Annotated in this window: 20 protein-coding genes; all 20 read left to right on the forward strand. The window is 37.4% G+C overall.

Annotated features, from left to right (window positions below; all coding sequences use genetic code 11):
- Nucleotide 1 precedes the first annotated feature (1 nt).
- The 20 genes from KBP50_RS08505 (at nucleotide 2) to KBP50_RS08600 (ending at nucleotide 21,300) form a co-directional block, all read left to right on the forward strand.
- On the forward strand, nucleotides 2-1,561 hold the full coding sequence (locus KBP50_RS08505; RefSeq protein WP_050352972.1) for a RecQ family ATP-dependent DNA helicase: 1,560 nt from the start codon (nucleotides 2-4) through the stop codon (nucleotides 1,559-1,561).
- Nucleotides 1,539-2,123 (forward strand): CPBP family intramembrane glutamic endopeptidase, encoded by a 585-nt coding sequence (locus KBP50_RS08510; protein WP_050352971.1) that lies wholly within the window; start codon nucleotides 1,539-1,541, stop codon nucleotides 2,121-2,123. Before KBP50_RS08505 ends, KBP50_RS08510 begins: the two co-directional genes overlap by 23 nt.
- The gene (locus KBP50_RS08515) at nucleotides 2,120-2,422 is read left to right on the forward strand and encodes a hypothetical protein (protein ID WP_050352970.1); all 303 of its coding nucleotides are present in this window, start codon (nucleotides 2,120-2,122) and stop codon (nucleotides 2,420-2,422) included. Before KBP50_RS08510 ends, KBP50_RS08515 begins: the two co-directional genes overlap by 4 nt.
- Nucleotides 2,423-3,376: 954 nt before the next feature.
- The gene (locus KBP50_RS08520; RefSeq protein WP_050352969.1) at nucleotides 3,377-3,958 is read left to right on the forward strand and encodes a genetic competence negative regulator; all 582 of its coding nucleotides are present in this window, start codon (nucleotides 3,377-3,379) and stop codon (nucleotides 3,956-3,958) included.
- Between the two features lie 440 nt (nucleotides 3,959-4,398).
- Nucleotides 4,399-5,679 carry a Glu/Leu/Phe/Val family dehydrogenase gene (locus KBP50_RS08525; RefSeq protein WP_050352968.1) on the forward strand — a complete coding sequence of 427 codons (1,281 nt, stop codon included), beginning with the start codon at nucleotides 4,399-4,401 and terminating at the stop codon, nucleotides 5,677-5,679.
- Nucleotides 5,680-5,991: 312 nt separating this feature from the next.
- The gene (locus KBP50_RS08530; protein WP_050352967.1) at nucleotides 5,992-6,957 is read left to right on the forward strand and encodes a YpdA family putative bacillithiol disulfide reductase; all 966 of its coding nucleotides are present in this window, start codon (nucleotides 5,992-5,994) and stop codon (nucleotides 6,955-6,957) included.
- Nucleotides 6,958-7,104: 147 nt separating this feature from the next.
- A complete protein-coding gene (locus KBP50_RS08535) occupies nucleotides 7,105-8,082 on the forward strand; it encodes an asparaginase (RefSeq protein ID WP_050352966.1) in 978 nt (325 codons plus the stop codon).
- A gap of 217 nt (nucleotides 8,083-8,299) precedes the next feature.
- A complete protein-coding gene (gene prsW / locus KBP50_RS08540; protein WP_050352965.1) occupies nucleotides 8,300-9,001 on the forward strand; it encodes a glutamic-type intramembrane protease PrsW in 702 nt (233 codons plus the stop codon).
- A gap of 767 nt (nucleotides 9,002-9,768) precedes the next feature.
- Nucleotides 9,769-10,590, forward strand: a complete 822-nt coding sequence (gene sleB, locus KBP50_RS08545) for a spore cortex-lytic enzyme (protein WP_050352964.1) — start codon at nucleotides 9,769-9,771, stop codon at nucleotides 10,588-10,590.
- Between the two features lie 15 nt (nucleotides 10,591-10,605).
- Nucleotides 10,606-11,946, forward strand: coding sequence for a germination protein YpeB (gene ypeB, locus KBP50_RS08550; RefSeq protein ID WP_050352963.1), 1,341 nt, complete (start codon nucleotides 10,606-10,608; stop codon nucleotides 11,944-11,946).
- A gap of 76 nt (nucleotides 11,947-12,022) precedes the next feature.
- Nucleotides 12,023-12,691, forward strand: a complete 669-nt coding sequence (locus tag KBP50_RS08555) for a flagellar brake protein (protein WP_050352962.1) — start codon at nucleotides 12,023-12,025, stop codon at nucleotides 12,689-12,691.
- Between the two features lie 302 nt (nucleotides 12,692-12,993).
- Nucleotides 12,994-13,665 (forward strand): (d)CMP kinase, encoded by a 672-nt coding sequence (cmk, locus tag KBP50_RS08560; RefSeq protein ID WP_050352961.1) that lies wholly within the window; start codon nucleotides 12,994-12,996, stop codon nucleotides 13,663-13,665.
- 12 nt (nucleotides 13,666-13,677) lie between these two features.
- A complete protein-coding gene (locus KBP50_RS08565) occupies nucleotides 13,678-14,259 on the forward strand; it encodes a lysophospholipid acyltransferase family protein (RefSeq protein ID WP_050352960.1) in 582 nt (193 codons plus the stop codon).
- Between the two features lie 161 nt (nucleotides 14,260-14,420).
- Nucleotides 14,421-15,557 (forward strand): 30S ribosomal protein S1, encoded by a 1,137-nt coding sequence (gene rpsA, locus KBP50_RS08570; protein ID WP_077299656.1) that lies wholly within the window; start codon nucleotides 14,421-14,423, stop codon nucleotides 15,555-15,557.
- A 1,030-nt stretch (nucleotides 15,558-16,587) separates the two neighbouring features.
- On the forward strand, nucleotides 16,588-17,481 hold the full coding sequence (locus KBP50_RS08575) for a YIEGIA family protein (RefSeq protein ID WP_050352958.1): 894 nt from the start codon (nucleotides 16,588-16,590) through the stop codon (nucleotides 17,479-17,481).
- Entirely contained in the window at nucleotides 17,481-17,666 is a 186-nt protein-coding gene (locus KBP50_RS08580) for a capping complex subunit for YIEGIA (protein WP_050352957.1), read from the forward strand. Before KBP50_RS08575 ends, KBP50_RS08580 begins: the two co-directional genes overlap by 1 nt.
- Before the next feature lie 522 nt (nucleotides 17,667-18,188).
- A complete protein-coding gene (gene der, locus KBP50_RS08585) occupies nucleotides 18,189-19,499 on the forward strand; it encodes a ribosome biogenesis GTPase Der (protein WP_050352956.1) in 1,311 nt (436 codons plus the stop codon).
- Between the two features lie 12 nt (nucleotides 19,500-19,511).
- Entirely contained in the window at nucleotides 19,512-20,549 is a 1,038-nt protein-coding gene (locus tag KBP50_RS08590; RefSeq protein WP_050352955.1) for an NAD(P)H-dependent glycerol-3-phosphate dehydrogenase, read from the forward strand.
- Nucleotides 20,550-20,608: 59 nt separating this feature from the next.
- Nucleotides 20,609-20,869: a stage VI sporulation protein F gene (locus KBP50_RS08595; RefSeq protein ID WP_050352954.1), complete on the forward strand. Its 261-nt coding sequence runs from the start codon at nucleotides 20,609-20,611 to the stop codon at nucleotides 20,867-20,869.
- A gap of 233 nt (nucleotides 20,870-21,102) precedes the next feature.
- The gene (locus KBP50_RS08600; RefSeq protein WP_050352953.1) at nucleotides 21,103-21,300 is read left to right on the forward strand and encodes a DUF2768 domain-containing protein; all 198 of its coding nucleotides are present in this window, start codon (nucleotides 21,103-21,105) and stop codon (nucleotides 21,298-21,300) included.
- Nucleotides 21,301-21,313 lie beyond the last annotated feature (13 nt).

Consider the following 21,313-nt stretch of genomic DNA (forward strand, 5'->3'; position numbering starts at 1 on the left):
TATGCAGCACCATGTTGACTATTTAAAACAGAAATTAACTGATTACTTTGGTTATGATTCTTTTCGTCAAGGACAACTAGAAATCATTGATGATATTTTAACAGGGGAAAATGTCTTAGGTGTATTGCCAACTGGATCTGGAAAGTCTGTGTGCTATCAATTACCAGCAATGTTACTAGATGGAATAACCATTGTTGTATCACCGCTTATTTCCTTAATGATGGATCAAGTGAAGCAATTAAAAGCAAAGCGTTGGAAGCGAGTAACAGCAATTAACAGTTTTATGGATCGAAAAGAACGGGAACAGGTGCTGCAATCGTTACATACATATCAATTAATATATGTTTCTCCTGAATTGCTGCAACAGGAAATGTTTCAAAGTAGGCTGAAAACACTACATGTACGCTTATTTGTTATTGATGAAGCGCACTGTATTTCTCAATGGGGTCATGAATTCAGACCTGACTATATGCGTCTAAAGCAAATTATTGCGCATTGTAATTATCCGCCAATATTAGCTCTTAGTGCCACGGCGACCCCTAAAGTACAAACGGATATTATTGATTCATTAGGAGGATTACCGTTTACGAAACATATTTATCCAATTGATCGGACAAATATTGCGTTTTGTATTCAAAAAGTAGAAGTAGAACAAGAAAAAGTAATCATTTTAACGGAGATTTTACAAACATACCGTGTTCCATCATTAATTTATTTTTCCAGTCGCCAAAAGGCGGAGGAAGTTGCTGTAACTTTAGCTGGTAAACTGAATCGGCGGATTGCAGTGTATCATGGAGGCATGGAGCAGCATGATCGCATTTCCATTCAGCAGCAATTTATGAGCGATCAAATCGATGTTGTTTGTTGTACAAGTGCTTTCGGTATGGGAATCAACAAACCAGATATTCGATTAATTATTCATTATCATTTAACCACGCAGATGGAAAGTTATATTCAGGAAGTTGGCAGAGCGGGGAGGGATGGAGCAGCAAGCGTCAGTCTTTTACTATACTGTAATAAAGATATACAGTTGCCAAAGTTTATAATCAGTCGTGAACTTCCAGAAAAACATGAACTGGTTACGATATTCCAGCAGCTGAAGTTATGGTATGATCAAGAGAAACGTTTGCCTTTACAGGAAGAGGAAATGACCCAGCAGTTAAACATTTCTGAGATCCAATGGCGCTTTATCCGGTATCATTTTGAAAAGCATGGTATCATCAAGCAAAATCAGATTTATTATCATTCTGAGACTTGGAAAAAAGTGTATCAGCAGATTGATTCCTATATTGTAGAAAGAAACAAAATAAAACAGACTAAATTGACTCATGTGCTAAACTGGGTCCATCAAACAGATTGTTTAAGGAAACATTTATATAAAGAGTTTCAGCTTTCGTATCATCCTGCCACATTTCAATGCTGCAGTAACTGTGGATTTTCATGGGAAAACTGGAATCCACCACAAAAGCAAGCGCCAGATAGTATGAACTATTCTTGGCAGGAAAAGCTAAAACAGAAATTACTTATTGGAGCTATTTATGAAACAGAGCGATTATATTAAAAGAATGGATATTCAAGAATTACGGAAGCAAATGTTTATTTCTCAGTTTTTTCTCATGGTTCTGAGCTTTGTTGGAAGTTTCTTGTTGTTTGATTCCTTTCTTGAGCAGTGGCAGCAATTGTTTCATTGGAATTCCAAGGACATCATTTTTTATGGGATATTGCCAGGGTTTATTATTGTTTCTATTGATTTGCTTCTAACCTATACCTTACCAGCTAAATATTATGACGATGATGGAATAAATGAAAAGTTGTTTGCAAACCAGCCCATTTGGTTTATCATTTCCATTTCATTTTTAGTTGCTGTAACGGAGGAAATGTTGTTTCGGGGTGTGATTCAATCTACTTACGGATATTGGGTGGCGAGTATACTATTTGCACTTATTCACTTTCGCTACTTAAAAAAGCCGGTATTACTTGTTTCCATATTGTTGGTTAGTTTTTACTTAGGTTACCTTTTTCATATAACCAATAATTTAGCGGTAACTATTACTGCGCATTTTATCGTCGATGTTTTATTAGGTTTTTTCATCCGCTTTAAAAGAGAGGTGTGGGTACGATGAGTAAGGATAATCAGTTAAACGATCAAGCAACACAATTGCGACAAATGGTACAGGAAGTAAGTGAAACTGAAAACAGTGCCGATGAACAAGAACGTGACGATAAAGATTTAGAGATGGATACGGATATTTTAAATTTACCACCAAGAAAAGAAGTTCATCGTCACAAGAAGCAATCAACTCGATTAAAAATAGGACATCCTTTACAGAGATTACTGTTTATCATACTCCTTCTCGTGCTAATCATCGCTGGAGCTTATTTTTTCATTGGCGAGGAGTTGCTATCAGGCACCTCATTTTAGTTTTATCTATACAGAAAATGTTCTGTTAATTATCCGTGAAAAAAGCTGGAATTTTAATCATAAAATTGAAACTTCAGCGGGATCTGTCTAGCAGTGCTAAAATAGAGGTGAATTTGCAGATCACCGATAAACCGCTAGGGCGGAGTAATCCTTTTCTTTGAAAAAGCTAGGTTGGTTTTGAGTTTGTATGGACTCCTCAATTTGCCTACTTAACTGCTGAAAACGAATAATAGTTACATCCTTGCTGAAGCTGCAAGCCTTATTTAAGTAGGAAATTTAGGCGCTTTAGATGCGGGTAAATGTAGATGAAACATGTTCAACAATAACTTCTACAGCATATAGTATAAAAAGAGTATTAAAAAAAGCTTGTAGATAAAGTTTTAGTTTCTGCTTATCCGAATGCAAGGCGCCGTAAAACTCCCCACTCCAAGAATCAAGGGTGCTAGTAAAAGCCTAAGTGGGAGATGCGGTCTAAATTCCCGATTTTTTCAGGGACCTTTAGGTCATACCCTTGAAGAATAAGAAAGTATAAACTTAGGTGCTTATGGATAATGAAATAACCGAATAGTCACGTCCAGCGCATGAGCCCAGCAACGATGCGACTTTAGAAATGCGCCCTACGATAAGTCATCATCGGTTCGTCGCTAAGGGGAAGGCCGACTAAAAACGGGCTTGCCGCTCAGGCGTCGGCATACCCCTGTTTTTAGTGGCATGATTCCTAAATCTTTAGTTGATTCGTTCCATTCGCTACGTTGCTAAACGGGCGCCCCGAGCCTTTGTTCTACTATAGGAAAGTATAAAATTTTTTTGGTTTATAGTATAAGAAAAACAAAGGCTTCCGCCATAAGACTTGGCGACAAGCTAAGTTTTTCTAATGATACTATCAATCATTGAGGGATGAAAAACGCCACTGATTGAAGAGTCACTTTATGCATGTTAAAGGAGGTTACAGTAATGCGAATTGAAAGAGTGTCTAACGACCAGTTTACGATTTTTTTGACATTTGATGACTTAATTGAGCGAGGTTTTACAAAGGACGATTTATGGTATGATGGGTCAGGTGTCCGAAAACTATTTAGTGATATGATGTATGAAGCTAGTTCGGAATTGGGCTTTGAGCTGGAAGGGGCACTGCTTGTACAAGTTCATTTAATGCAAGCCCAAGGAATGCATATTATTGTAACACAGAAGTATGAAGATGTAGATTTTGACGATGATTTTGTTGAAATGAAGGTCACACTGGACGAAAATAAAAAGTTGCTATTTTCTTTTTATGATTTTGAAGCTATTATTGGTGTGACTCCGTATTTAGATTCCATGAATATTACGGGTGGGAAAATATACTATATGGATCCTTATTATTATATGTTATTAAGTGATACGGAGTTGAATGGTGCCAATCGGGAGGATGTTATCGCAGTTTTGTCTGAGTATGCTAACCCGAGCATTGTTACTACTTACCGTTTACAAGAGTATGGAAAGTTGCTTTTCTCTTCGGAGGCAGTAAAACAAATTCAAGCGTTATTTCACAACTAGTGTTCGAAAAAAGATACAGTTTCATCTTTCTTAATCGCGGCATACTTAAACAAGTGCAAAATTTTATGACTTAAAGAGCATATTGACTAGCACCATATAGCATAAAATGTTACGATAACTATTGGAACAAATCGCTGTTTTCAGACAAATGCTTCTACGTTTTCAATCATTATTATTCCAAAAGTAGAAAATACGAGTAATTTTATTGCATATTTACAGTGAAAGTGTATACTAATGTCTGAGTACAGCTATTAGTGTATGTTCAATAAAGTGGAAAAAGAACCGAATACCTATATGGTAAGGGTTATGATAAAAATGCAGATGGATATAGAAAAGACGTTTCAAATCGGTCGTTTCTAAAAATGTGCCATCGCCTTTTTCCTAAGCTTTGAACATCCTCTGTCCATAAATTATTTATAGATATTCTAGGAGGTAAATTCATGGTAGCCGATAACGCAGCAGATTCTACCAAAGAAGTAAATGAAAAAATGGATGTATTAAGTTCAACACGAGCTGTTGTAAAAACTGCATTGGAGAAACTGGGTTACCCTGATGAAGTCTTTGAACTATTTAAAGATCCAGTTCGAATGATGACAGTTCGTATTCCAGTTCGGATGGACGACGGTTCCATTAAAGTATTTACTGGATATCGTGCCCAGCATAATGATGCAGTTGGACCAACCAAAGGTGGCGTAAGATTTCATCCAGATGTGACTGAAAAAGAAGTGAAAGCATTATCTATCTGGATGAGCTTGAAAGCAGGCATTGTTAATCTGCCATATGGCGGCGGAAAAGGTGGTATTGTGTGTGATCCTCGTGAAATGTCGTTCCGTGAGCTAGAAGGGCTTAGTAGAGGATATGTACGAGCGATCAGCCAAATTGTCGGGCCGACAAAAGACATACCAGCACCAGATGTGTTTACAAATTCGCAAATTATGGCTTGGATGATGGACGAATATAGCCGTATTGATGAATTTAATAGTCCTGGCTTCATCACTGGAAAACCAATTGTACTTGGTGGATCACATGGAAGGGAATCTGCAACTGCGAAAGGTGTCACAATTTGTATTAATGAGGCTGCGAAAAAGAGAGGTCTTGATGTAAAAGGAGCAAGAGTAATCGTCCAAGGGTTTGGGAATGCCGGAAGCTTCCTGTCTAAATTTTTGTACGATGCAGGTGCTAAAGTAGTAGGGATATCGGATGCTTACGGTGCGCTTTACGATTCAGATGGACTAGATATTGATTATTTATTAGATCGTAGGGACAGCTTTGGAACCGTAACCAAACTGTTCAACAACACAATAACAAACCAAGAGTTATTGGAAATGGATTGTGATATTCTCGTACCAGCAGCTGTTGAAAATCAAATTACTGAAGAGAATGCTCATAATATTAAAGCAAGCATTGTAGTTGAAGCTGCGAACGGGCCAACAACGATGGAAGGAACAAAAATTTTAACCGAACGCGGCATCCTATTAGTACCAGATGTATTAGCTTCTGCCGGAGGCGTTACTGTATCCTATTTTGAATGGGTACAAAATAATCAAGGCTATTATTGGTCGGAAGAAGAAATAGATGAAAAGCTGCATGAAACAATGATTAAAGCCTTTAACTCGATTTATAATACAGCAGAAACAAGACGTGTTGATATGCGTTTGGCTGCTTATATGATCGGTGTTCGCAAAATGGCTGAAGCTTCCAGATTCCGCGGCTGGGTTTAAAGAGAGATTATAAGCGTGACAAATGACGAAAAAACTCTTATCTTGTATAGTTAGATAAGAGTTTTTTCTCTATACGTGTGTGGAAAAAGACGTTGGCGATCAAAAAATATATCCGCCATCAAAGTGGGAGGAGTGCTTCAAAAATAAGTAACCATCCTTACTTGTTTCAAATCCACAAATGAAACAAGAGAAGAATACATACGCATGGGTTAGCCATTTATAAGCTGAAGATGCATTCGCTTTGTCCTAAATCGTTTATGAACAGGAGACAAAGGATCAAGAACTTTTGAAAGAGAAAGAAGGGTAATATGTATGCAACAAGAAAAAGTAATTGTCGTTGGTGGAGGACCTTGTGGAATGTCTGCTGCTATCGAATTGCAAAATGTAGGGATACAACCGTTAATTATTGAAAAAGGGAATATCGTAGATGCGATTTATCATTATCCAACCCACCAAACTTTTTTTAGCTCCAGTGATAAGTTAGAAATTGGAGATGTCGCATTTATTACAGAACAACATAAACCAGTACGCAACCAGGCGCTTTCCTATTATCGTGCCGTGGCTGAACGTAAGCAATTGAGAATTCGTACATTTGAACAAGTGATAAAGGTAGAACAAATGGGTGATGAATTTCGCGTCATTACGACAAAACAAGAATACGTTGCACAACAAGTCGTAATAGCTACAGGATATTATGGTCAACCAAATATGATGGATATACCTGGAGAAGAGCTGGAGAAAGTATCGCATTACTTTAAGGAAGGTCATCCATATTTTCGTAAAGATGTCGCAGTTATTGGCGGGAAAAATTCAGCTGTGGATGCAGCAATGGAACTACACAAAGCTGGTGCTAACGTTACGGTGCTTTACCGAGGTAGTAAGTATTCTGAAAGTATTAAGCCATGGATATTACCAGAATTTGATTCACTTGTACGAAAAGAAAAAGTTAAGATGATCTTTCATGCTGAGGTTTGTGAAATTACAAATGAGGCATTAATTTATAAAATTGGTCAAAAAAAATACACGCTACCAAATGACTACGTATTTGCAATGACGGGTTATCATCCTGATTTTTCATTGTTAACATCTATTGGGGTAAAAGTGAATCAAGCAACAGGGGAACCTAATTACGATGAAACAACGTATGAAACGAATATAGCTGGTGTATATATAGCTGGAGTTGTTGCAGCTGGTTTTAATAATAATAAAATTTTTATCGAAAATGGTCGATTTCATGGTGAAGCCATTGCCCGTTCTATTGCAGCAAAAATAAACTAGCATTTGGAAAAACGAAGCTTTAGCAATCCATTGCCACGCAAAAAATAATGAGGTGTTTTCTTGTAAGTAACATCTTTAAAATGATACTATTAGACTATTAATTGAGGTTAAAAACAGCAAAAATACAAAGATTGTAGGTGGTGCCTTATGAAGAATGAAAAAGTGGTCTTAATTGCTACTGGTGGCACAATCGCAAGTAAAAAAAAGGCAGATACAGGACTATTGGAATCCGGTGTCATTTCTGGGGAGGAAATTGTAAATTATTGTGATATTCCTGCACATATTGACGTGCAGGTTGAATCCATGCTCCAAAAAGCCAGCATGCATCTTACGTTTGATGATTTATTAGCGTTGAAAGAGCGAATCGATGCGTACTTAATGGATGACCAAGTTTCTGGAGTTGTCGTTACCCAAGGCACTGACACGTTAGAAGAATCCTCTTATTTTATGAATCTTATTACCAGTCACGAAAAACCAATTGTATTTACTGGCTCACAACGTTCACCTGGTGAAGTTGGGACAGATGCTTTTATTAACATTAAGCATGCGGTTTTAGCTGCATGCTGTAAAGATTTATACCATGTTGGAGTTGTAGTAGTCTTCAATGAACGAATATTCCATTCACGTTATGTAAAAAAAGAGCATGCTTCCAATGTGCAAGGATTTAATTCGTTCGGTTTCGGTTATTTAGGAATTATTGATAATGAAGCTGTGCATATATTTCAAAAACCACTGGAAAATGAATATTATGAATTAACCGCACCATTACCTGAGGTCGATATCATCAAATGTTATATGAATGCAGACGATAAATATATAAGAGCGGCAAGGGAAGCAAATGTGGACGGCATTATTTTAGAAGGTGTTGGCAGAGGTCAGGTCACGCCAGGAATGATGTCTGAAATTAGACGCTGCGTTGAATCTGGGATTACCGTCGTTATTACAACATCTGCAGTTGAAGGTGAAGTGTACACAACATATGATTATAAGGGAAGTACTTTTGATTTAAAACAGGCTGGCGTCATTTTAGGCAGAGATTACGACAGTAAAAAGGCACGTATGAAATTAATCGTTGGTTTAGCGAGCGAACACAAAGATATAGCCGCATTGTTTAATCCAAACTAGGCAAATGTCCATCCAACTTTAGATTTTTCAGATGACAAACATGAAATTCATACCTCGCCATTTTATTTAGCAATAGGGAATTATAAGGCATTGAATTTGTAGGTTGAGTTTCCATTCGTCCTTTTAGCTATTATTTTGCCAGTTCAAGAGATATTATCATCCATTTAAACTGTTTATTTGACTTGCAACGTTTCGTCTTGGGAAAGGATAGGGAGCTATGTTTTCTATATTATCAGCTGGTGTTGCGCCAGCTTTAGCATTAATGTCATTCTTTTATCTAAAAGATCGTTTTACTGAACCATTAACCTTAATTGCTCGCAACTTTATTTTAGGAATGTTATTAGTTTTCCCTATCATGTTTATTCAGTATGTTTTTCAAGCTGAAAGTATTGTTAACAGTCCTGTGATGGAATCATTTTTGCTTGTAGGTTTATTGGAAGAATTTTTTAAATGGTTTATTTTTATGTACGCTATTTATCACCATTCTGAATTTGATGCACATTACGATGGAATTGTATATGCAGTCGCTATTAGTCTTGGCTTTGCCACATTGGAAAATATTTTATATTTATTTACTAACGGAATCAACTATGCTTTTATACGTGCATTCTTTCCAGTATCTTCACATGCTTTATTTGGAGTCATAATGGGCTATTATTTTGGGAAGGCAAAAATCTTTTCTGCTCATAAACGGCGAAACATCTTCTTTGCTTTCTTAATCCCATATTTATTACACGGGACGTATCATTATATTCTAACCGTTGTTTCCAGTAATTGGATCATTGCTTTAGTACCATTTATGATTGGTTTATGGCTCGTCGCACTGCATAGGATGAAGGTAGCTAATATGACACATTCATCCTTGCAAAACGTAAATGAAAATAAGCAAGAAACTCAAGCAATCAAGCGTCTACCGTAACCACTTATCCAAAAACATTTCAAAAAAATATATTTGCTATTAAATATTAATTTAACCATGAAGAGACTGGGACATAAGCAATTACTATATAGCAAAAGCCGAACAATCCATTTATCGTTGTTCGGCTTATTTGCATTAAAAAATTTCTATCACCGCTATGTCAAAATACTTCGCTTTCCGCAGGTCTCCTCAGCTTCCTCGGAAAGCAAAAACCGCTTTCCTGCGGGATCAGCTCGCGCTGTCCCCAGGAGTCTACATATTTTGACTACGCTAAAACTTGCGTATACACAATTGCGATTTTTTGTTCGTTTTTTTAATCAGCTGTTTTAGTTATGTCCCAGCCTCTTTTACGGTTTAAAACTTCCTCCATCATAATATATCAAAACGAATGCTCTCTCTTACTCTGCATGTTTAAAGATGTTCGCTTTTTAAATCTACCGCTAAATAGACCAATTCTTTATCCTGCATATAAGGTGCTGTAAGACTCCCGCTTCCAGGAGTTGGATAATCTTGTTTGCAACAAGTCTAAGCGGGAAATAACTTAAATACCCTATTTCGTAAGTGGCCTTTAAAAGGCCATACCATTACGGGACTAACAATTAGCGGGGGATGAATGAAACTCTACTGATTGAAGATTCACTTTATCAGCTTGTAAGTATACTGACTACATAATTTCTATTCACTTTTCAATAAAGTAGCACATGAATAAAAATAACTTTATAACGAAAACTAACTTAACAAAACCTTGAATAGCAGGAGGAAGTTGTATGACGAATAAAAAACTACCGATTACATTGTACCTCATAAGTTTTTTATTTCTCGGAATGTACTTTATGCAACCAGAAAAAACATCACATGCATTTAGCTCACAAGTGATTCAACATGGTGCGGTTGGTGACGATGTTATAGAATTACAAGCAAGATTACAATATTTGGGTTTCTATAATGGGAAAATAGACGGTGTATTTGGTTGGGGGACATATTGGGCATTACGAAATTTTCAATATGAGTTTGGCCTAGAAATAGATGGATTAGCTGGAGCAACAACAAAGCAAAAACTTGCTAAGGCCAGTAAATACGATGAAGCATATGTAAAACAACAAATCAATCAAGGGAAAAAGTTCACTCATTATGGGGGTGAGCAAAAAAATAAACAACCCACTGGGCAAGGTGGCAATAATCAAAACCAGGGGGATCAAGGAAGTAACGTTGCTGTCAATGTTCCACAAGGGTATTCACAAAATGATATACAGTTAATGGCAAATGCTGTTCATGGGGAAGCAAGAGGAGAACCATATGTGGGGCAGGTTGCCGTTGCAGCTGTTATTCTAAATCGGGTAGATAGCGCTACATTCCCTAATACTGTCTCTGGCGTTATTTTTGAACCACGAGCATTTACCGCGGTTGCGGATGGGCAAATTTGGCTGACTCCAAATAAGACGGCAAAAGAAGCGGTCTTAGATGCCATTAATGGCTGGGATCCATCGGGAAACGCAATATACTATTTTAATCCCGATACAGCTACTTCAGGATGGATTTGGTCAAGACCCCAAATTAAAAAAATCGGAAAGCATATTTTTGCAAAATAGAAAGGTGTGAAGCATATGATTCGCTGGATACTAATAGCTGTTCTTGCTATAGGAGTGATAGGAACAGGATTTTGGGGATATCAGGAACATCAGGAAAAAAATGCGGTTCTCATCCAAGCTGAAAACACGTATCAGCGAGCATTTCATGAATTGACCTACCGGGTTGATGTGCTAAATGACAAGATTGGTTCGGCACTTGCTATGAATTCCAAGCAGCGATTATCTCCACAGTTAGTTGAAATTTGGCGTATTACTTCTGAAGCATTATCGGATGTCGGTCAATTGCCTTTAGGGCTATTGCCGTTTAATAAAACAGAAGAATTTCTTGCTAATATCGGTGACTTTACCTACCGTACTGCAGTGCGAGATTTAGAAAAAGAACCTTTATCGGACCAAGAAACACGTTCATTAGAAAAATTATACAAACAATCAGGCGAAATAAAAGATGAGTTAAGAAAAGTACAACATACTGCGCTTGAAAACAATTTACGTTGGATGGATGTGCAACTTGCTTTAGCCAATGAAGGTGAGCAGATGGATAATACGATTATTGATGGTTTTAAAACAGTAGAGAAGAAAGTGGAAGGTTTTGCTGAAGGTAACGGTGATGGTTCTACGTCCAATAAAACCGTAAGAGACCATGAGTTTAAATTCTTAACAGGAGAATCATTGTCATCAGAAAAAGCTCTTACCAAAGCGACAAAGCTTTTACGTGTAAACGGTAAAGATAAATTGAATATTACGGAAAGCGGAAAAGGGGCGGAAGTTCCTTTATACAGTATATCCTACCGAAACGAAAAAGAAAGTGGTTATTTGGATTTATCACAAACTGGTGGGCACCCATTGACCTTATTGGTTAACAGACCAGTAAAACAAAAACAAATCAGCTTAAATGAAGGGATGAAGAAAGCAGAGGAATACTTGAAAAAAAATCAATTTGAAGACATGACGGTATTTCAAAGTGCACAGTATGATAATATCGGAGCTTTTTCTTTCTTATACAGTAAAGATGGTGTCCGTTATTATTCAGATGCACTTGAAGTCAAAGTAGCTTTGGACAATGGAGAAATTCTTGGTTTAACAGCTATTGACTATTTTATGAATCACAACGATAGAAAATTGGCTGAACCGGAGATAAGCGCAGATGAAGCAAAAGAAATGGTTAATCCTAACGTGGACATTCAAGAAGAATATTTAGCCGTGATAGATAATGACCTTGGAGAAGAAGTGTTGACGTATGAATTCTTGGGAACCATGGGAAATGAAACATATCGTATCTTTATTAATGCGAATGATGGACGTGAAGAACGGGTAGAAAAATTAAGTGGATCAGAAGTAAATTACGCTAGAGGTTGACAGTTATGTCTTCCTCTTTTTTTGTTTTTCTGTAATAATGGGTATAAAGAACTATTGAGTGTAGGAGGTGTTGAAAATGAAAATAGGAACGGTTCTTCAATTAGAGGTCGTGCAATCAGGAAAGAATCGTAATCGTGATGCAAAAAAATACCGTTGTAAAGTAATTGATAAAAATGAACAAAATCTATATATTGATTTGCCGGTAGATACAAAGTCAAAGAAAACAGCTTTTTTTGCAAAAGGAACGATATTTGATGTTACGTTTATAGATTCCGATGAGATCATTTACCAATTTCGTTCTAAACTAGTAGCTAAAGTAAAAGGAAAAATCCCTGCGTTAGCCATTCAATTACCTGGAAATAACATACGCCGGATACAACGAAGAAATTATGCTCGCGTTGAAACAGCCGTTGATGTTGCTGTACATTCCGATCAAAACCTCTTTTCTCCATTTACTACGGTAACAAACGATATTAGCGGAGGAGGGCTGTCCATTATTGTCCCTAAAAACCAAATATTAAAAGGGGAATTAGCTGAAATATGGATGGTTTTAGCAATGGCAAATGGACAATTTGTTTACCCGAACGTACGAGCAAAGCTTGTTCATGAAAAAAGGGGGAATAGTGGTATTTCCATTGCTTCCTTCCAATTTTTAGCATTGGATGTTAAAACAGAGCAATGGATTATACGTTTCTGTTTTGAAAAGCAGCGAGAAGCAAGAAAAAAACAAATATTTCATCGTTAACAAGTATGATAAAAATAGGATGGGAATAGACCATTAGGAAATGAATATGTTATTATTTAATAGAGCCTGTTCAAAAATTTGATATAAAGACGAGTGAGGCAAAGACCCCAGGCAACTTTTTGTGACCACAACATAAATAACTTCTAAAAGAATCGCCTGTGATTATAAATAAGCCAATGTGTACATTCGTTCTGTTTTTCATTTGTTTTTTTGAACATCTCTTATATAGATTACTTTTACATATACTTGGCATTGCCAAGTTTTTTCAGGATGAAACGTATAGAGAGGAATGGATACCCTTCATGAAGAAGTCAATCACGATTGCCATTGATGGTCCTGCAGCTGCAGGAAAAAGTACCGTAGCTAAAATAGTAGCAAAAAGGCTATCCTGTATTTATATTGATACTGGAGCAATGTACCGAGCACTTACTTGGAAAGCGCTAAAAAATTCTGTTAATGTAAATGAGGAGGGAGATCTAGTTACATTAATGCAAGATACAAATATAAAATTGGAACAAAGTGATGGTGGCCAGCTCGTTTTTGTTGATGGACAAGACGTCACAGAGGCCATTCGATCTAATGAAGTAACGAATAATGTTTCTTATGTCGCACAACATCCGGAAATCAGAAAAGAAATGGTAAGGCGTCAGCAATTGTTGGCAAAACATCGTGGAGTAGTAATGGACGGGCGAGATATAGGAACGCACGTGCTTCCAGAAGCAGATGTAAAAATATTTTTAATTGCTTCTGTAGAAGAGAGAGCAAAAAGAAGGTATGAAGAAAATATAAGAAAAGGAATCCATGCTAATCTAGAAGAATTAAAAAAAGACATAGAGCAGCGTGATGAAATTGATTCAAAGCGAGAGGCATCCCCCTTATTAAAGGCAAAAGATGCAATCGAAATTGATACAACGTCCTTATCTATTCAGGAAGTAGCTGATAAAATACTTCAAGTAGCGAATAACCATCAGTAAGAGGAGAGCAGTATGAATTTATATCGGATAGCAAAATGGGTTGTTTCTATTATTTTTTATCCGCTGTTTCGGATTCACGTAATTGGCAAGGCAAATGTACCCAAATCAGGACCTGTTATTATATGTTCCAATCATATTTCTAATTTTGATCCGCCCGTTGTTGGGATTACATCTCCTAGGAGTATTTATTTTATGGCGAAGGGTGAGTTGTTTGAAAATCCTTTGTTAGGGAAATTATTAACTAGTATTCAAGCTTTTCCAGTTAAACGAGGGATGCGGGATCGAAATGCATTAAGAAAAGGTCTGCAAATTTTAAAAGCAGGGCACACATTAGGACTTTTTCCAGAAGGGACAAGAAGCAAGACGGGAGAGTTACGGAAACCACTTGCTGGAGCTGGTTTTTTTGCATTGCGTTCAAACGCTGCTATTGTACCTTGCGCAATTATCGGTTCTTATAAGCCGTTTAGACGGTTAAAAGTTGTTTATGGTGAACCGATCCCCATGGAGACGATAAGGGAATCCAAAACTTCCCCACAAGATACAGCGAATATCATTATGGAAGAAATTCAAAAATTATTGGATCTTCATAAATAAAACTACATTACTTGACAAATAATTATAATTGTTAGAAGTTATAAAAAAGGATTATTTTTTATTGCAATCATTTCTATCGTTTTTAAGTTAGTAGAAAGCTTAAGTAGCTTATTACATAAAGTTATTTGGGATTTCGATATGATTTTAGGAGGGCTATGGATATGAATGAAGAAGCAAACAACGAACAAATCAATGTAACTGTAGGAGATACGGTAACCGGAACAGCAGTAAAGGTAGAAGAAAAGCAGGTGCTCGTTGATTTCGGATACAAAACGGAAGGGATTTTACCAATAGGTGAACTTTCCAATCTGCATATTGATACTGCCGGTGATGTTGTAAGTGAAGGAGACACATTAACATTAAAGGTAAAGAAAATGGAAGATGATGATATTATCCTCTCCAAAAAGGCCGTAGATGCAGAACAAGCTTGGGAAGATCTGCAGCAAAAGTTTGAAAATGGTGAAGTATTTGAGACAGAAGTAAAAGAGGTCGTTAATGGTGGGTTAGTTGTTGATGTAGGATTACGCGGTTTTATTCCTGCTTCCTTAGTGGAGACATATTATGTAGAAGATTTCAGTGATTACAAGGGTAAAACACTAACCGTTAAAGTAGTTGATCTAGTACGTGATCAGAACAGGGTCATTTTATCACACCGAGCCGTAGAAGAAGAAGCGTTACAAGAAAAGAAACAATCCCTGTTGCAGTCACTCGAAGTGGGTCAAGTTATCCAAGGTACGGTTCAACGAATAACTGATTTCGGTGTATTTGTTGATATCGGAGGTGTGGATGGTTTAGTACACATCTCACAATTGGCACATGAGCATGTAAAGCATCCTTCTGATGTAGTAAAAGAAGGAGATAGTATAGAAGTAGAAGTTTTATCTGTTGATCCAGATAGTGAGCGAATTTCTCTATCCAGAAAGAATGCGTTACCTGGTCCATGGTCAGGGATTGAAAAACGTATTTCTCGAGGAGATGTACTAGATGGAACGGTGAAACGACTAGTTAACTTTGGCGCATTTGTAGAAATTGAACCAGGTGTTGAGGGATTAGTTCATATATCTCAAATTGCTACACGTCATATTGGAACACCTCAGGAAGTACTTGAGGCAGGGCAGCAGGTAAAAGTTAAAGTGCTTGATGTCAATGAAAAAGAAGAACGTATCTCTTTAAGTATTAAAGAATTAGAGCAAGAGAAAGAAGCAAATGAATATAAACAATATGAAAAGGATGATGATCAATCAGGCTTTCATATTAGCGATTTTATCGGTGACAAATTAGATAAATATAAACAATAATGTTTCCACACATATAATTCTTTCATTTTATGTGTCGATAAGGCGTTTTTCCTTTGGAAAGGCGCTTTTTTGCACTATAGGAATGTATAAGTTTTTTTGGTTTATAGTATAAGAAAAACAAAAGGCTTTCGCCATTAGACTTGGCGACAAGCCAAGTTTTTCTAATAAGATTAAGAAAGTCTAAAATGAGGTGCTTGGAGATAACGAAATAACTGAATAGCCACGTCTGGCGCATGAGCCCAGCAACTAGGCGACTTTAGAAATGCGCCCTACGATAAGGCATCATCGGTTCGTCGCAAAGAGGAAGGCCGACTAAAAACGGGCTTGCCGCTCAGGCGTCGGCATACCCCTGTTTTTAGTTGCATGTTTCCTTTATCTTTAGTTGATTCGTTCCATTCGCTATGTTGCTAAACGGGCGCCCTGCGCCTTTGTTCTGTTTGTAAATAAAATAGCTTACATATTATCGTTGCGTGAATGCTAGCGTGCTGGATAATATCCTAACCCACTTTAAAATTTTTGTAATTTACAGAAAAACATCATTTATATTTAATCACAGCAAATCTCCCTTGCATGTCGGATTTACTTTTCTTATAAGCCTTTTACCATTTAGCCAAGGTTCTGTTTGTCTCCATTTGTTATAACTTATAGTAAAAGATTGAATTTGAGACATACTAAAATTGTCACATGATAAGTGTGTGCGCACTTCACTTCCCCGGTTTATCTGTATGTAAGGTTCCATAAACTCCCACTTCAAGAGTTGAAGGTAATGTAAAACAAATCTCAGTGGGGGTAATGGAACCTAAACGTTCGATTCGTTCAAGGGTCTTTAGCTCATAACTTTACGATACTAACAATTGGTGGATATGTGATTGAGGTTCACTTTATAATAGTGCCTTTATCCGCTTAAGTTGCGCGATTTGAGGTAAGATGGATGGGGAATTAATTGGAAATAAACATAAGTAAGCTACATTTCATATATTGCAGGTCTTTTACAGAGCCTCTAAAGTCCGGTAATCATGGAGGGAATTAAATGAATGAGTATACGATGCCAATTTTATTTGGAGTCATCATTGGAACTTTAGGACGAATTTTAATGTTAAGAACGGATTATAGGCAATACCCTACTTATTTACACGGAAAAGTAATTCATGTATCTTTAGGTTTTATTGCAGCCTCACTCGGTTCTGTTGCTATCCCAGCTATTATGGAATTGGAATTCACAGCTGTTACATTTTTGACAGTTGCAGCAACCCAATTTAGAGAAGTAAGAAACATGGAAAGAAATACACTTACAGAAGTCGATAGTTTTGAATTAGTACCTAGAGGAAAAACATATATTGAGGGCATTGCTATTTCATTTGAGAGCCGAAATTACTTAGTTATTTTCACTTCATTTATTTCGACACTAACTTTTATTGTGTTTGATGTATATATTGCATTGATTGCTGCTATTGGCTGTTTAGGTATTTCGATGGTTTTAATGAGTGGCAAAAGAATCAAAAATATTGTACAGATTGAACATCAGCCACTCCATTTCAAAGGTGCCGGACTATATGTTGACAATATCTATATCATGAATATTGGTTTACCAGAAAGACAGGATGAAATATTAAAATATGGGCTGGGTTTTGTATTGACACCTAAAAATATCAATACGATTACGACGATTGCTAATTTAGGACAACGCCAAGCGATTTTGCACGATGTATCAGTAACTTTAGGAGTATTCAGAGATTCTGGAACACCAGCACTAACTCCGTTAATTAAACGAGATTTAGATGATGGTCGGATTGGGATATTTATTCTTCCACAAATTCGTAATGTGAACAAAGCAAAACAGGTAATCGGAGCTGTTCCAGTGCTGGAAAGTGCTATACGTATGCCGTCTGAATCGTCTTTTTTTAGATGGAGGGGAGATGAATAATGAAAATAGAAAAGGCTATTTTAGCAGTTATTACGACAAATCGTTCCATCGTTGAAGGGGGCGCACCTATTTTTGTTTGCGAAACCCGAAAAGAGGCAGAAGATATCTCAGCTAATTTAGAAGCCATTACGGATGGAATAGCCCATCAATTAAGTGAAGAACTATTTATAATTGTAAAACATTAAATCCCTTTTATCCCGCATGTAAGATGCCGTTAAGCTCCTACTTAAGAGTTAAAAACGAAACAAAGAAGACTAAGTAGGAGATAACGACATCTAAATTCCCAAATCACTCGGATCAACAAGATGTCAATTGTAGGAGACGTGATAGGCAGAAAAACGTTCTTCTTTTACAAGGACAAGAAAAATTTGGAAGCTACAACTCGCACGCGTCTTCTTCAAGGGAACTTAAGCTTTTAACCTTTGTTCTACTCCTAGAGGGAAAACCCTACTAAATGCAGTTTCACTTTATAATTGTGCGTCCGTCTTACTTTTGCTATGATAGAGGTTGTTCAAGCTGGTTGGTAATAAGATACAATGGGTTTGTAAAAGTAAATAAGCTGAATAATTGGATTTACTCCAATAGAATGGATAATAGCTGGTTTATTATATGAGTTATATTACAAATCAAGGATCTGCTTAACAAATAGCTCATTGGATAAAAACAAAACACGTTAAAACAAGACGTAAGGAAAGGATGTTCCTTTCATGAGGAAAGCAACAGTAGCAATTGTAGGAAGGCCAAATGTTGGGAAATCAACTATTTTTAATAGATTAGTTGGAGAACGTATATCCATTGTCGAAGATATCCCTGGTGTTACGCGGGACCGAATCTACGCTGAAGCAGAATGGTTAAATACGACTTTTAATCTCATTGATACAGGTGGAATTGAAGTAGGAGACGAACCGCTATTAGTAAAAATGCGCCAGCAGGCTGAAATAGCCATTGATGAAGCCGATGTCATTATCTTTTTAGTTAATGGACGTGAAGGAATTACTGCTGCCGATGATGAGGTAGCTAAGCTGTTATATAAATCCAATAAGCCTGTCGTATTAGGTGTTAATAAAATGGACAATCCGGAAATGCGCGAAAGCATTTATGAATACTATGCTCTTGGATTTGGCGAGCCATATCCAATCTCAGGCTCTCACGGGCTGGGATTAGGAGACTTATTAGATGAAGTCGTTCGTCATTTCCCTAAGTTGGAAATGGACGAGAAGGATGACGATACGATCTACTTTAGTTTAATTGGACGACCAAATGTCGGAAAGTCTTCATTAGTGAATGCATTGCTAAATGAAGAACGGGTTATCGTAAGTGACATGGAAGGAACAACCCGCGATGCTGTTGATACAAAACTTCATAAGGATAACCAGGATTATGTTATTATCGATACGGCAGGGATGCGAAAGCGCGGGAAAGTATATGAGTCCACTGAAAAATATAGTGTTTTACGCGCTTTAAAAGCAATTGAGCGCTCCGATGTTGTCTTAGTTTTATTAGATGCAGAAACTGGGATACGAGAACAGGATAAACGAATTGCCGGTTATGCTCATGAAGCTGGGAGAGCAGTGGTTATCGTCGTTAATAAATGGGATACCATTACTAGAACAGAAAAAGCAATGAAAGAATTTGAAGCGGAAGTACGGGCTCATTTTCAGTACTTGGATTATGCCCCAATCGTCTTTTTATCTGCAAAAACAAAGAAACGGTTGCATACATTACTTCCAGCAATACAATTGGCAAGTGAAAATCATGCAAAGCGGGTGCCGACAAATGTATTAAATGATGTGGTTATGGATGCCATTGCGCTGAATCCTACGCCAACTATAAAGGGAAAACGACTGAAGGTTTTATACGCCACACAGGTGAGCGTAAAACCACCACGTTTTGTTATCTTTGTAAATGAACCAGAACTTGTGCATTTTTCTTATGCGCGGTTTCTAGAAAATAAAATTAGGGAAGCGTTTGGGTTTGTAGGTACCCCAATAAAAATAGTTGCAAGAAAGAGACAATAAGGAGGAGATAACATGGCAAAGGTAGCGGTATTAGGGGCAGGGAGCTGGGGCACAGCCCTGAGCATCGTACTTGCTGATAACCAGCATGAGGTGCGATTATGGACACATCGTACGGAACAAGCAAAAAAAATAAACCAAACGAGACGAAATGATCAATATTTAGATGCAGTTATACCAGAAGCTATCACAGCTTATTCTGATCTAAAACAAGCGATAGCAGGTGTTACTGCCGTAGTATTCGTTGTACCAACCAAAGCCATCCGTGAGGTAGCTAGACAAGTAGATCCACTTATTTCCCCAGAGACGACCATCATTCATGCTTCGAAAGGGATTGAACCTGTTACATTAAAACGTGTTTCACAAATGATTGGGGAAGAATTAACCGCTTTTAAGGAAGAAGAGATTGTTGTTCTTTCTGGTCCTAGTCATGCGGAAGAAGTGGCCTTACGACAGCCTACAACTGTTACGGTCTCTTCTGTTGATCCAGACCGTGCGAGATTAACACAAGATTTGTTTATTAATGAGTCATTTCGCGTTTATACGAGCCCGGATGTTTTAGGGATTGAGCTTGGTGGCGCTCTGAAGAATATTATTGCTTTAGGTGCTGGAATCTCAGATGGTTTAGGATACGGGGATAATGCCAAGGCAGCTTTAATGACAAGAGGGCTTGCTGAAATAGCCAGATTAGGGACATCATTAGGAGCCAATCCATTAAGTTTTCTAGGCTTACCTGGAGTTGGCGATTTAATTGTTACGTGTACAAGTGTGCACAGCAGAAATTGGAGAGCCGGTAATTTGTTAGGAAAAGGAAACAAATTAGAAGATGTTCTTGAACAGATGGGTATGGTTGTGGAAGGAGTAAGGACTGTTAAAGCGGCTTATCAATTTGCGAAAGAACAGCAGGTAGAAATGCCGATAACAGAAGGAATTTATCAAGTATTATTTGAAGGAAAACAACCAAAGGACGTTGTCGGTCAATTAATGAGCCGTAACAAACGGCAAGAAATGGATGACCTCGCTCAATTGCTGATGGAAAGGTATTCGCAATAACACGAAGTCGACTTCCTGCATATACTGTGTTTGAGTTCACTTAGCAGGGAGGCGAGTACGTGAGTAATTTTCAAAAAGGCCTTTTTGACAAAATTCAACAAAAGGCAAACATTAATCCAGATGATGTATATAAAGTGGCAGATTCTGTGAAGCATGCTGATTTTTCCGATGAGAAAACCGTACGTAAGCTGGTTCGTCACTTGAGCAAACTAGCAAATAAACCTATCTCCAAGGAGAAAGAAGATAAAATTGTTCAGTCAATTGTCAAAAATGATATGCCCATGGATATGAATTCGTTAAATAAGCTGTTCAAAAAATAAACGTACTTGGGCAAGTGAGGATACAATTCTCCATATTCTCGCATAGAATAAATCGCACAAGCATTCATGGATAGAGTTGCAGTGGATAATTATTTAGTCATGCCGGGATGGAGACAGCCCCCTTCATCTCGGATTTTCTTATGTTTATACAGACACTCTTTTTCCACGTAGCTGGGCTGTTTATGTTATAATACGTGGTGCAATAAAGAATTGTTTTTAGGGGTGGAGAAATCGTGTCACAATCTATGCTGAACATGTATATATCATTTGCCGGTATGGCTTTTTTACTCGTTGCAATTGGCCTTATTTTGCTGGCAAGATATAAATTGACAGGCTGGTTAGCTGGAATTATTTCATTCTTCGCGTACATAGCTTTAATTTTGGGGAGTCTCATCATTCTCTATATTGTATTTAGTGGTCCAACAGGTTAGGACAAGGGGGTAC

It is taken from the genome of Virgibacillus pantothenticus (assembly GCF_018075365.1).
Taxonomy (GTDB): domain Bacteria; phylum Bacillota; class Bacilli; order Bacillales; family Amphibacillaceae; genus Virgibacillus; species Virgibacillus pantothenticus.